This window comes from Pontibacter actiniarum, from assembly GCF_003585765.1.
Classification (GTDB): Bacteria; Bacteroidota; Bacteroidia; order Cytophagales; family Hymenobacteraceae; genus Pontibacter; species Pontibacter actiniarum.
Map to the genome: position 1 here is coordinate 3,226,000 of NZ_CP021235.1, position 12,300 is coordinate 3,238,299.

General features: G+C 57.4%; 12 protein-coding genes. 10 read left to right on the forward strand and 2 right to left on the reverse strand.

The genetic code is table 11. The annotated features are described in order from the left end of the window. Window positions 1-195 precede the first annotated feature (195 nt). The 6 genes from CA264_RS13855 to CA264_RS13880 all read left to right on the forward strand — a co-directional run bounded on the left by CA264_RS13855 (window position 196) and on the right by CA264_RS13880 (window position 7,072). A complete protein-coding gene (locus CA264_RS13855; RefSeq protein ID WP_025607981.1) occupies window positions 196-2,160 on the forward strand; it encodes a sialate O-acetylesterase in 1,965 nt (654 codons plus the stop codon). A 150-nt stretch (window positions 2,161-2,310) separates the two neighbouring features. Further along, window positions 2,311-3,765, forward strand: coding sequence for an Nramp family divalent metal transporter (locus CA264_RS13860; protein ID WP_025607982.1), 1,455 nt, complete (start codon window positions 2,311-2,313; stop codon window positions 3,763-3,765). Window positions 3,766-3,830: 65 nt separating this feature from the next. Next, a complete protein-coding gene (locus tag CA264_RS13865) occupies window positions 3,831-5,681 on the forward strand; it encodes a pyruvate kinase (RefSeq protein ID WP_025607983.1) in 1,851 nt (616 codons plus the stop codon). A 145-nt stretch (window positions 5,682-5,826) separates the two neighbouring features. Beyond that, complete coding sequence (locus CA264_RS13870) at window positions 5,827-6,441, forward strand: DJ-1/PfpI family protein (protein WP_025607985.1); 615 nt, start codon at window positions 5,827-5,829, stop codon at window positions 6,439-6,441. A 90-nt stretch (window positions 6,442-6,531) separates the two neighbouring features. Continuing rightward, window positions 6,532-6,765 (forward strand): hypothetical protein, encoded by a 234-nt coding sequence (locus tag CA264_RS13875; protein ID WP_025607986.1) that lies wholly within the window; start codon window positions 6,532-6,534, stop codon window positions 6,763-6,765. Window positions 6,766-6,871: 106 nt separating this feature from the next. Beyond that, window positions 6,872-7,072 carry a YwbE family protein gene (locus tag CA264_RS13880; RefSeq protein ID WP_025607988.1) on the forward strand — a complete coding sequence of 67 codons (201 nt, stop codon included), beginning with the start codon at window positions 6,872-6,874 and terminating at the stop codon, window positions 7,070-7,072. A gap of 71 nt (window positions 7,073-7,143) precedes the next feature. Here CA264_RS13880 and radC read toward each other — a convergent pair whose 3' ends face one another. Beyond that, window positions 7,144-7,866 carry a RadC family protein gene (gene radC / locus CA264_RS13885; RefSeq protein WP_084196234.1) on the reverse strand — a complete coding sequence of 241 codons (723 nt, stop codon included), beginning with the start codon at window positions 7,864-7,866 and terminating at the stop codon, window positions 7,144-7,146. A gap of 154 nt (window positions 7,867-8,020) precedes the next feature. Between radC and CA264_RS13890 the strand changes: the two genes are divergently transcribed. From CA264_RS13890 to uvsE, 4 genes are all read left to right on the forward strand, one after another. After that, window positions 8,021-9,253, forward strand: a complete 1,233-nt coding sequence (locus tag CA264_RS13890) for a metallophosphoesterase (protein ID WP_025607989.1) — start codon at window positions 8,021-8,023, stop codon at window positions 9,251-9,253. 147 nt (window positions 9,254-9,400) lie between these two features. Further along, a complete protein-coding gene (locus CA264_RS13895; protein WP_025607990.1) occupies window positions 9,401-9,841 on the forward strand; it encodes a hypothetical protein in 441 nt (146 codons plus the stop codon). Window positions 9,842-10,029: 188 nt separating this feature from the next. Then, window positions 10,030-10,677 (forward strand): carboxypeptidase-like regulatory domain-containing protein, encoded by a 648-nt coding sequence (locus tag CA264_RS13900; RefSeq protein ID WP_025607991.1) that lies wholly within the window; start codon window positions 10,030-10,032, stop codon window positions 10,675-10,677. Window positions 10,678-10,897: 220 nt separating this feature from the next. Further along, window positions 10,898-11,797: a UV DNA damage repair endonuclease UvsE gene (gene uvsE, locus CA264_RS13905; protein WP_025607992.1), complete on the forward strand. Its 900-nt coding sequence runs from the start codon at window positions 10,898-10,900 to the stop codon at window positions 11,795-11,797. Here uvsE and CA264_RS13910 read toward each other — a convergent pair. Continuing rightward, window positions 11,786-12,283, reverse strand: coding sequence for a DUF4112 domain-containing protein (locus tag CA264_RS13910; RefSeq protein ID WP_025607994.1), 498 nt, complete (start codon window positions 12,281-12,283; stop codon window positions 11,786-11,788). The genes uvsE and CA264_RS13910 overlap by 12 nt on opposite strands. Window positions 12,284-12,300: the final 17 nt, after the last annotated feature.

A 12,300-nucleotide genomic window follows, 5' to 3' on the forward strand; every position in this document is an offset into this window, starting at 1 on the left:
TCTTGTTTCTGCAAAGGTCGGAAATTTTTAGAGAGGAAAGTAGCGCGCCGCCGGCTTCCTGGAGGCGCCGGTTGTGTTTTTGCGAATATTTGCATAACTAGATAAGTCGTTCTGCGGGCGGCCGGTTTCCGTAGTACAAGCCAAAACCGCTCGGCGGCAAGTATAAACTATCTGTTGACCCATCCTTACTTCGCCATGTTCTTTAAACCAAAACAGCTTAACCTAGCATTACTCTTCTTTCTCTCTTTAACAGGCACAGCCTTCGCGCAGGCCAGGCTCCCGAAGCTGATCGGCGACGGCATGGTACTGCAGCGGAACGCCGAGGTCAAAATCTGGGGCTGGGCCGCTCCCCACGAAAAAGTCAGCGTGAGCTTCCGGAACAACAAGTACAAAACCGTGGCAGATGAGGCGGGCGACTGGGCAATCATGCTTAAGGACCTGCCTGCAGGCGGCCCCTACACCCTGAAGGTGGAGGCCAGCAACACGATCACACTCAACGACATCCTGGTTGGCGATGTGTGGGTTTGCTCCGGGCAGTCGAACATGGAGCTGCCTATGCGGCGCGTGCGGCCGCTCTACGGAGAGGAGATCGCCAACGCCTCCAATGACAACATCCGCTACTTTGCCGTGCCCCAGAAGTATGATTTCAACACAGCGCGCGAGGACCTGGAGGCAGGGCAATGGCAGAAGACAACCCCGGAGAGTGTTGAGGGCTTCTCGGCGGTAGCTTACTTCTTCGCAAAAGAGCTGCATGACAAGTATAAAGTACCGGTTGGGCTGATAAACGCCAGCCTGGGCGGCTCTCCGGCAGAGGCCTGGATCAGCGAAGACGCCCTGAAAGCCTTTCCGGAGCACTACCAGGAGGCCCAGCGCTTTAAGGACGGCACCCTGATTACCCGGATCGAGCAGCAGGACAACGCGCGGCGGAATGCCTGGTATGCGCAGCTCAACCAAAAAGACAAAGGCCACCAGGGGCAGCAAAAGTGGTATGTCCCGCACCTGAACACCTCCGACTGGAAAACCATGCAGGTGCCGGGCTATTGGGCAGACGCAGCGCTTGGGCAGGAGAACGGGGTTGTGTGGTTCAGGAAAGAGGTAACACTGCCTGCCAGCATGGCCGGGAAGCCCGCAGACCTGAACATGGGCCGCATTGTGGACGCTGACTCGGTTTTCGTGAACGGGCAGTTTGTTGGCACCACCGGCTACCAGTACCCTCCCCGCTGGTACAACGTGCCGGCAGGCGTGCTGAAAGAAGGCCAGAACACCATTGCAATCCGGATCATCAACGAGTCTGGCAAGGGTGGGTTCGTGCTGGACAAGCCCTACCAGCTGACGGTCGGCAAACAGGCCATCGACCTGAAAGGGGACTGGCAGTACAAGCTTGGGGCAGCTATGGAGCCGCTCGGCGGCCAAACGTTTGTCCGCTGGAAACCGACGGGGCTGTACAACGCCATGATCTCTCCGCTCCTCAACTACAGCATTAAAGGCGTGATATGGTACCAGGGAGAGTCTAACGCTGACACCCCCGAAGAGTACCGCACCCTGTTCCCGGCCCTTATCCGAAACTGGAGAGCCGAGTGGAACCAAGGAGAGTTTCCGTTCCTGTTTGTGCAGCTGGCCAACTACATGGAGGCAAAAGACAAGCCCTCCGAAAGTGGCTGGGCCATGTTGCGCGAGGCGCAGCAGCAGGCGCTCGCCCTCCCCAACACCGGAATGGCGGTAACCATAGACCTCGGGGAGTGGAACGACATACACCCCCTGCGCAAAAAGGAGGTGGGGCAAAGGCTGGCGCTCGCCGCCGAAAAGGTGGCCTACGGCGATAACGTCGTTCACGCTGGCCCCACCTACACCTCCATGCAGAAGAAGGGCAACAAAATTATCCTGAGCTTTGAGAACACAGGCAGCGGCCTGGTGGCAAAAGGCGGCGGGGAACTTAAGCGGTTCGCCATAGCGGGCCCGGACAAGCAGTTTACCTGGGCAAAAGCCAAAATCAAGGGGAATAAAGTAACCGTTTGGAGCGACAGCATCTCCCACCCTGTGGCTGTTCGCTACGCCTGGTCAGACAACCCTGAAGGCGCCAACCTGTACAACAAGGAGGGCTTACCCGCCTCCCCTTTCAGAACAGACCAGGAGCAGGCCCCGCAGCAAGGGCAGCTTTAGCCAAGGCCATAAAACGTGAGGCGCTGCACCAAATGCAGCGCCTCACTGCTTGTTAGCGGCAACGCACTCACTTTTCGCCCTAAACACCTGTTGTACAAGAACCTGCCCTGCGGCAACTTAGTAAGTATGGGGTAAAACCTGCCACTTGCTATGAAAACAAAAGACGCAGAAAAAGACGAGAAAAAAGAAATCCGCGCCTCCACTCCCGCACCGCCCAAGGGCAAAGACCGCTGGAAGTGGTATGGACCGGGCCTGATCTGGATGCTTTCGTCGGTGGGTTCAGGCTCTGTGCTGTTTACGCCGCGCATCGGCTCCCGCTACGAGTACTCCCTGCTTTGGGTAGCCCTGGTGGTGTTTATACTTATGTGGGTGATGATCCGGGAGGTGGGCCGCTACACCGTAGTAACCGGCAAGTCCATTCTCGACGGGTTCCACGACCTGTCGGGCAGCAGCGGCTGGGCCATCTGGCTCATCTTTGTGCCCCAGCTCGTGGCCGCCGTCGTCACGATAGCCGGTATCGCTGCGCTGGCCGGAAGCGCCCTGATGATCGCCCTCCCCGGCAGCCAGCTGCTTTATGCGATCAGCCTGATCGTGTTCTCAATCGTGCTGGTGGTATCGGGACGGTACCGGTGGGTGGAGCGGGCCACAAACGCCCTGGCCGCGCTCCTGGTGCTCATTGTGGTCGTTACAGCGGTTAAGGTGATACCCTCGGGCCAGGCACTGCTGTCGGGCGCGGTTCCGTCTATCCCCCAGAACTTCGACATACAGTTTGTGCTGCCGTGGGTGGGGTTTATACTTGCCGGGGCGGCCGGTATCATGTGGTTCTCCTATTGGGTGGTGGCCCGCGAGTACGGCGGCCCGCAGGCATCGCCGGAAGACGTGGAGCATATCCCGGAAGACACCGGCGAAGAGCAGGAGCGCGCCGGGCGCCTGAAAGAGTGGTTCCGGATTATGGGTACCACAGCGGCCATTGGTGTTGCAGGCGGCGGGCTTATCATCGTTGCCTTCATGACACTGGGCGCGGAGCTGCTGGCCCCAAAAGGCATAGTGCCCCAAGGCATACAGGTAGCCGAAGACCTTACCCGCCTGCTGTCGGAGGTCTGGGGCAGGGCCGGTTTCTGGCTGCTTATTACAGCCATTGTCATTGCTTTGGGCGGCACGGTGTTAGCCAACCAGGACGGCTGGGGGCGCATGTTTGCAGATGCCTCCCTTATCCTGCTGGCACCCTGGTTCAGGAAAACGGATAAAGTCGCCTACAACAACCGCCGCGACATCCACCCCTCTGATAAGGCCAACGGAAAGGAAAAGAGGCTCTATGACCTTGTCACCAAACGGCGGCAGCTAAAGAACGCCTATGCCATCGTCTTTTGTGCTGCCATCCCTGTTGCGCTGCTCTTTATCGTGCAGGACCCGGTAGCCATTCTTTCGATAGGAGGCGCAGTGGCCACCGCGCACACACCCATTGTGGTTTTCCTGACGCTGTACCTGAACCACCAGAGGCTTCCGAAAGCGCTCGCCCCCGGCTTCTTCACCAACTTTATGATGGTTGTGGCGGGGATATTCTACCTTGGCTTTGCCCTGTTTTACTTCATCAGTAAGGTTTAGCATGTAGCGCCGCCGCACAGGCCTCGCCCCTTTTCCCTGCCTATAGCCTTAAACTCTTTCAGCCTATGCCACAGCCACAACAACCGTATGAAAGCCTGATCTCCCAGCTCGACCAACTGCACCAGGATGCCGTAGCGCTGGAGAAGAAGTTTGCCCCGGCCGTGAAGTCGGTGCACCCCAGGTTCCGCAAGAGCGCCAAGAACCTGCTGCACTACCTCGCCCTGCGCCAGCACGACATCCGGGAGCTCCAGGAGCAGCTGGCGCAGCTGGGCCTTTCATCGCTGGGGCGGGCGGAGGGGCACGTGCTGGCAAGCCTGCAGGCCGTGCGCCAGCAGCTCTGCCACTTGGCAGACTGCGCCGCCACACCGCAGCACCTGGCTGTCTCGTTTTTTGAGAACCGCACTTTGCTGGCCGCGCACACTAAGGCGCTGCTGGGGCCAAAGCCGCAGAACCGCAGCACCCGCATCATGGTTACGCTGCCCTCCGAGGCTGCCGACCATTACGAGCTGCTGCCGCGCCTGCTGAAGGCGGGCATGAACTGCGCCCGCATCAACTGCGCACACGATAACGAAAACGTGTGGCTGCGGATGATCCGCAACGTGAAAGAGGCAGAGAAGGAAACCGGCATCCCCTGTAAGATTCTAATGGACCTGATGGGGCCCAAGCTTCGGACAGGGCCGTTGCAGGAGGGCCCCAAGCTGCTGGTGATACACCCGGCGCACAACACCCTGGGGCAAACCACCGAGGCTGCCAAAGTATGGCTTGCCCCGCCCGCCGCTCTCCCGCCGAAGGAGGCAGATGCCTGGCTCCCCGTGGAGACGGACTGGCTGGCGCAGCTGCAGGAAGGCGACAGGCTGTACTTTACCGACACACGCAGCCGCAAGCGCTCGCTCACAGTCATCAAAAAAGAACGGAACGGCCTGCTCGCGCACCTGCTCAAAACCTCCTACATCACCACCGGCACAACCCTCAGCCTGAAAGGCGACAACTCCACCCAGCGCACGGCTACCGTCGGCGACCTGAAAGCGCTCGAGCTGCCCATCGTGCTTAAGAAGGACAGCTTTCTGGTGCTGACGCGGGAGCCCATACCAGGAGAGCCTGCCACCTATAACGCAGCCGGGCACGTAGAGCGGCCGGCGCATATCTCCTGCACCTTGCCCGAGGCCTTTACTCAGACCAAGGCAGGCCAGCCCATACTTTTTAACGACGGAAAAATTGAGGGGCAGCTACAGGAGGTGCACCCGGACAGGCTGCTGGTTAAGATTACCTACGCCAGCGCCAGCGGCAGCAAGCTCCGGGCCGACCAGGGCATTAACCTGCCGGAGAGCCAGATTCACCTCGACGGCCTGACGGAAAAGGACCAGCAGGACCTGAAGTTCGTTGCCAAACATGCCGATATTGTTAACCTCTCCTTCGTGAACCACGCCAACACCGTGGAGGCGCTTTTTCGTGAGCTAAAGGCGCTGAAGGCGCAGGACTTGGGCGTAATGCTCAAGATTGAGACGAAAGAGGGCTTTCGGAACCTGCCGCACCTGCTCCTCACCGTTATGAAGAGCTACCCCGCCAGTATCATGATCGCCCGCGGCGACCTGGCCGTGGAGTGCGGGTGGCAGCGGCTGGCGGAGGTACAGGAGGAGATCCTTTGGCTGTGCGAGGCGGCGCACCTACCGGTGGTCTGGGCGACGCAGGTACTCGAAACGCTGGCAAAAAAAGGCAGGCCGTCCAGAGCCGAGATCACCGACGCAGCCATGGCCCAGCGGGCTGACTGCGTTATGCTGAACAAAGGGCCACACGTGGTGCAGGCCATCGAGATGCTGCACGACATACTTGGGCGTATGCAGGAGCACCAGAACAAGAAAACCTCCATGCTGCGCAGCCTGCACATCACAGACCTCAAGGACCTGCCACAGGGGTAATATTTTAATTATCAACCGCTTGCGATGCAAAAACACCGACTTTTACTGTACTTTCCAAAACTTTTTTTATACCTTTCTTCTGTTGAGGCGCTTCTGCCGTGAAGGCTAGTGCGCTTCAACACCTCACGTAAAACAGATACAGACGATGGAAAACGCAAAGAAAATCCTTTTCCTGACCGGTGACTTCGCCGAAGACTATGAAACCATGGTGCCTTTTCAGATGCTGCTCATGGTAGGCTACGAGGTGCACGCGGTATGCCCCGACAAGAAGAAGGGCGACACTATAAAAACGGCCATCCATGACTTTGAGGGTGACCAAACCTACACCGAAAAGCCCGGTCACAACTTTACGCTTAACTACACTTTCTCGGAGGTGAACCCGTCTGATTACGCCGGGCTGGTGATTGCCGGCGGCCGCGCCCCGGAGTACCTGCGCCTGCACCAGGGGGTGATAGACGTGACCCGCCATTTTGCAGCGCATAACAAGCCGATTGCGGCCGTTTGCCACGGCATCCAAATCCTCACAGCTGCCCGTGTGGTAGAGGGCCGCCGCCTGACCGCCTACCCTGCCGTAGGGCCGGAGGTGGAACTGGCCGGCGGCACTTTCGTATCCGTAGAGCCAACCGAGGCTGTGGTAGACGGAAACCTGGTTACCTCTCCTGCCTGGCCCGGGCACCCGAAGTTTATTCGTGCGTTCCTGGATGTGCTTGGCGCTAAGATTGAGCTGGGCACTCCTACGCAAATGGCCTCGGCTGTGTAGCACCTTCTGATTTATACTTCAGCGCTGCCCTTCCGGCCATTGCAAAAGCCAGCAAGGGCAGCGCTATTGCATACTTTAAACCATTGCCAGATGAAAGACAGAACCATTGAGAAACTGCTTTACAAAGCTGCAGCCCTATTGGTTATCTGCGGAACCCTTGTCCGCATACTGCAGCTCTCTGACAATTACCTGGGGCTTTACCTGATGTTGGCGGGCCTCGTGCTGGGCGCAACCGGCATCTTCAGGCACATGGGCTACATCAACAGCCTGGAGCAGCGGCAGAAGGCCATGAAAAATACGGCGCAGCAGCTGAAGAACAAGTAAGCCTGCGCCCGCACACCGGGCGGAGCGGCACCTTCCCAACCGTATGTATAGAACTCCCTCGCTTTTACTGCGTATCTTGCAGCCTTAACTATACCTATACTTACTCATGGACGGTAAAAAACGCGCCAATATTAAGCCCGGCACCCATGTCAACATTGTGCAAAAGCAGGACCAGCGCTCCGGCGACCTCACTGAAGGCTACGTGCAGGACATCCTCACCAACTCCCCCACGCACCCGCACGGCATTAAAGTAAGGCTGGAGACCGGCGAAGTAGGTCGTGTGCAGGAAATCCTTCCGGAAGATTAAAGGCCCCCTTGCCTGCACCAGTCAGCAGGCGCAGCGGTAGCCAAAACGACAGCCTTGCTCAAGGCAGGGGCTCACAGCAAGCCTTCATCGGCAAAGCTGTAGTAGTCGTTTTCCGTAAAGATGATGTGGTCGAGCACGGGGAGGTCGAGGAACTGGCCTGCCTCTTTCATTTTTTTGGTTAAGGCGATATCGGCGGCACTGGGTTTGGTGTTGCCGCTGGGGTGGTTATGCACCAGTATAATAGAGCTTGCCAGCTGCTCCAGCGCTTTCTTAAAGATGATCTTCGGGTCGGCCACGGTGCCGGCCACACCTCCTGAGCTGATGCTTTCCTTTTTCATCACCACATTGGCACGGTTCAACAGTATGATCCAGAACTCCTCGTGCGGCAGGTCGAGCAGCTGCGGCTTTATGTAGTTGTAGATATCTGTCGAGCAGGTGATGCGGCTTTTGGCAGCGGACACAGTCTCCTTACGGCGGCGGCCAAGCTCCAACGCACTCACGATAGAAATAGCTTTGGCCTCCCCTATCCCCGGGTGCTTTGTCAGGTCCTTCACACTTAGCCTGGCCAGCTCGTTTAAATCGTTCCCCACGGCCGCCAGTATGATTTTCCCTACATCCACCGCTGTGAGCCTGGCGGTACCAGAGCCGATCAGGATGGCGATGAGCTCGGCATCCGAAAGGGCGGCTTTCCCCTTTAGCAGGAGCTTCTCCCGCGGGCGGTCTTCCTCGGCCCAGGTTTTAATGTTGAGCGGCTGCAGGTATGGCAGGGCGGCAGTGGCTTCGTTCTCTTTCACTTACGGTACAGATTTTGATATGACAGAAGATGCAAGTGCAAGCACTTTATTCTGTAAATAGTTCAGTTTGCACCCTGTATTTTAACAAATTCATACTTTAGGAATAAAACCACTGTCGCCAAACAAAAGCGGCAAAATGTGGTTAAACATCGATATGCGACGATACTTATCTTTTGGAGTGGTTGTACTGCTCCTGCTGCTGGTGGACCTGTACGTGTTTCAGGCCATCAAAACCGTAACCCAAAACCTGGCCCCCACTACGCAACGGGTGATCTTTGTACTTTACTGGGCTGTTTTCGTTATTACCGCAGGCACGTTCACGCTGGCCTCTGCCACACGCGGCACCCCGCCCAGTGCGTTTCAGACGTACCTGGCGAGCACGCTGTTCATCATTTTTGCCTCTAAGCTGGTGGTGGTGCTTTTCCTGCTGCTGGATGATGCGGTACGGGTGGGCAAGATGGTGCTGAACTCCACCAACGGCGAGGCCGCCTTTGACCCGTCCCGCAACAAGTTCCTGAACCAGATGGGCCTGCTGGTGGCAGCCGTGCCTTTCACAGCGTTTATATATGGCATGGTGAAGGGCGCCTACGATTACCGTGTAAAGCGTGTAACGCTGCGCTTCCCAAACCTTCCCGCTGCTTTTGAAGGCTATAAAATGCTCCAGATCTCAGACCTCCACACCGGAAGCTTTAACTCCACCGGCCCTTTAAAGGAGGCCGTGCAGCTTATTAACAAGCAGGAGGCAGACCTGGTGTTCTTCACCGGCGATCTGGTGAACAATGTGGCGTCGGAGCTTCGGGAGCACCTCAGTACACTGAGTGGCATCAAGGCCAAAACAGCGGTCTACTCCGTGCTGGGTAACCACGACTACGGCGATTACGTGGCCTGGCCAAGCCAGGAGGCGAAGCGGGAGAACCTGCGCACCCTCATTAACAGCCACGGGCAGATGGGCTGGCAAATCCTGCTCAACGAAAACAGGATCATCGAAAAAGACGGGGAGCAGATTGCCGTGCTTGGTGTGGAGAACTGGGGCAACCGGGCTGGTTTCCCCAAGTATGGCCGCCTGGAAGACGCCTACCGCGGCACTGAAAACGTGCCGTTCAAGGTGCTGCTCTCACACGACCCCTCGCACTGGGATGGGGAAGTAAACCAAAAGTACAACGACATCGACCTCATGCTTTCGGGGCATACCCACGGCATGCAGTTTGGCGTGAACATCCCCGGCCTGAAGTGGAGCCCGGTGCAGTACGTGTACAAGCAGTGGGCGGGCCTGTACAAAAGAGGGCGCCAGCACCTGTACGTGAACACAGGCCTAGGCTTCCTGGGCTATCCCGGCCGTGTGGGCTTCTTGCCGGAGATCACGGTGTTTGAGCTTAAGAGAGCCTAGTGCAGCCTGGTTTATAGCCGTGCTGCGCAGCTCCGCCTGGCCCTGCTGAACATTAAAACCTGCGCCCCCGTAATACCAGTTGAACCCTTTTGCGCCCAAGACCAAGAGTCTGAGAGGGTGCATTACACCAAACACCCCTATATTGTTATGAGGAAAAAAATCATTCCGGTACTTACGATAGCGTCTCTGTGCTTTGCCACGTCCTGCGGCTACGACAAGACAGGCACTACCACAGAGGTAATAAACTCGAATGCCGACGAGAGTGTGAACCCACTCCACATCCGTGGCTATGGCAACAGAGAGCCAGATCTGGACAGCGGCCGCCCAGCCCCGAAGCCAAACCAGTACTACGCCTTCAGCACGACCAACTTACCGCCAGAGGTACGACAGGAGCTGGATGGGCAGGTGGCTGTGGAGATGGTGCAGACATACTACGACCCGGAAAGGCAGCTGAGTGATTTGGATGTAAAATACAACCGACAGACAGCCTCGCGCCCGGCCGCCAACGTACAGGAATCCGGCACAGACGTAGGTGACACGACAGAGGTCGGTGCCGCTACTGTTCCGGTTGGCTCTTTACCAGACTAAGCTCCGTACCCCCGGAACATACCAAAGCCTGCGGCGTAACTGTTGCAGGCTTTTACTTTTTTAGCACTGCTGCCATTTAGTTTGTACTTTTACATAGCCCTTGTTCTATATATTTGGCGGTTGGCATACTTTTTGGCCGCTTGGGGCGTAGTAATAAGGCAGAAGCCGCAGCAACACGAACACTTTACATGCACCGACCCCCACTCCTGTACATTCTAACCCTGATGCTGCTCGCATTTTGCCAGCCTGCCGTAGCGCAGAAAAGCATCCGGATAAGTGGAACAGTGCTGCAGCCCGACCGCACAACCCCCATCCCCGGTGCTACCATCGTAAAGGTGAACACAAATATGGGGGTGGTTTCGGATGAGCAGGGCAAGTTTCTGATTGATGTCGCCCAGACAGACACACTGATGATCAGAGCCCTGGGGTTTAAGCCGCTGTTGTACTTGCCCAAAGCCTTGCCCGTGTCAGAGCTGCGCGTAAATATTGTGCTGCAGGAGGATAGTGTGATGCTGGGCGAGGTGGAAGTTACCAGCCGCCCCTCCAAAGAAATGATAGACCGTGCCCTGCGCAACATGAAGCGCGAGCGGACCAGCCAGGCCAAGAACCCCAACTTTGTACCGTTGCCGGAACTGCCGCCACCGCCACCGCCGCCCGCGCCTACCATACTCAACCCGCTAAACCTGATGTACGACATGTTCTCCAGCGAAGGCAAGCAGAAGCGCCAACTGCAGGAGTACCTGCAACGGCTGGAGGCAGAACGGCAGCTAAAGGAACAGGCAAAGGAAAAGCAGGAATACAACAAGTACTTTAAAAACAACGAGGGATACCAGTAGCCCGGCTTCGCCTGCAGTGTTGCACTGCAGGCGAAGTTGCTTTACAGGGTGCCCGCCTGTAGCCTCCGGAGGAACGTTACAGGTAGCCGCTGCCCCAAAATGCGTCGGCAAAAGTATAGCCGGCGCAGGCTTGGTAACGCCGCCGCCCCAGCACCGGCTACGGCAGGCCGTCCGAACAATAGCCTGCTGCGTAAGTTAAAGTTACACAAACACTTTAGCGATGAAGATTGGATACCCCTGCATAAACGAAACCCTCGACTGTAGCTCCTCCCGCACTTTCCGCCTGGCCTCCTACTCCGAGGAGCGCCTGGTGGAGACCGTGGAGCAGAATCTGGCTTGCCTGCGCCGCATACTGGAGTACAATGTGCAGCACGGCCTGCTGTTTTTCCGCCTCACCTCCGACCTGGTGCCCTTCGCCTCACACGCGGTAAACCAGTACAACTGGCAAGAACACTTTAAGATGACCTTCCGGCGACTGGGCAGCTATATAAAAAGCAACAACATGCGCATCTCCATGCACCCCGACCAGTTCGTGGTTCTAAACTCGCCGAAGGAGGAAACGGTGCGCAACAGCATTGCAGAGCTCGTTTACCAGGGCACGGTACTGGACCTGATGGGGCTGGACACCACTGCCAAACTGCAGATCCACGGCGGCGGTGCCTACGGAGACAAGCCCGCGGCCATTCAGCGCTTCGCCGAAGTATACCACACCATGCTGCCCGATGCGGTGAAGGCACGCCTTTGCGTGGAGAACGATGACCGCACCTATACTTTGCAGGACTGCCTGGAGCTGCACACCTTGACAGGCATGCCCGTGGTTTTTGATAACCTGCACCACGAGTGCGTGAACAACGGGGAGCCGATGCGTGAGGCTGTCCAGATGGCCGCGGCCACCTGGGATGCCGAAAAGGACGGCATTCTGATGATGGACTACAGCTCCCAGGCACCCGGCGAACGGAAGGGCAAGCATGTGCAGCATATAGAGGAGCAGCTCTTCCATGACTTCATGGCCGAAACCCAGGGGCTGGACATGGACATTATGCTGGAGATCAAAGACAAAGAAGAAAGCGCCCTGAAAGCACTGGAAGTGGCAAAAGCCCTGAACCGGCTAAAAGTATGAGGCCAGCCAGCTGAACACCCAATCCGCCAGCTCCCACAGCGCCCACAGCAACAGCGCGAAGAGCACCACAACGGCAACGGCTACGCCAATAACTACATTCTTGCCGCTGCCCTGGTACTTGCCCTCTTCGTAGTGCCTGCGCAAAAGCCGCACGTTACGCTCGTTGGCCTTAAAAAAGAAGTCGAAAATGTTGCCCAAGATCGGGATACTGCCAATCAGGGCATCCAGTGCGCTATTGATGAGCATAAGCGCGACCAACTTGCCGCTGGCCCCGTGGCGGGCCATGGTCATGACCAGAGTGGCCGACATGGCGAAAGAGGCCAGGTCGCCGGCAACCGGTAGCAGCCCCAACAGCGGGTCCAGCCCGAAGCGGAAGCGCGTGCCCGGCACCCTGAACTGGTTATCCATCAGGTGTACCATGTGCTCCACCCACTTGAGCCTTTCAGAACGGGGAGTGCGGGTATAATGTGATTCGTTTGTTGCCATACGCGCTTATACGCGGG

Bases quoted from the DNA above. Each gene is read 5' to 3' on its own strand.
- uvsE (WP_025607992.1), top strand. From the start codon at position 10,898: ATGAAGATTGGATACCCCTGCATAAACGAAACCCTCGACTGTAGCTCC.
- CA264_RS13880 (WP_025607988.1), top strand. From the start codon at position 6,872: ATGGACGGTAAAAAACGCGCCAATATTAAGCCCGGCACCCATGTCAAC.
- CA264_RS13910 (WP_025607994.1), bottom strand. From the start codon at position 12,283: ATGGCAACAAACGAATCACATTATACCCGCACTCCCCGTTCTGAAAGG.
- CA264_RS13890 (WP_025607989.1), top strand. From the start codon at position 8,021: ATGCGACGATACTTATCTTTTGGAGTGGTTGTACTGCTCCTGCTGCTG.
- CA264_RS13900 (WP_025607991.1), top strand. From the start codon at position 10,030: ATGCACCGACCCCCACTCCTGTACATTCTAACCCTGATGCTGCTCGCA.
- CA264_RS13875 (WP_025607986.1), top strand. From the start codon at position 6,532: ATGAAAGACAGAACCATTGAGAAACTGCTTTACAAAGCTGCAGCCCTA.
- CA264_RS13895 (WP_025607990.1), top strand. From the start codon at position 9,401: ATGAGGAAAAAAATCATTCCGGTACTTACGATAGCGTCTCTGTGCTTT.
- CA264_RS13855 (WP_025607981.1), top strand. From the start codon at position 196: ATGTTCTTTAAACCAAAACAGCTTAACCTAGCATTACTCTTCTTTCTC.
- CA264_RS13860 (WP_025607982.1), top strand. From the start codon at position 2,311: ATGAAAACAAAAGACGCAGAAAAAGACGAGAAAAAAGAAATCCGCGCC.
- CA264_RS13865 (WP_025607983.1), top strand. From the start codon at position 3,831: ATGCCACAGCCACAACAACCGTATGAAAGCCTGATCTCCCAGCTCGAC.
- CA264_RS13870 (WP_025607985.1), top strand. From the start codon at position 5,827: ATGGAAAACGCAAAGAAAATCCTTTTCCTGACCGGTGACTTCGCCGAA.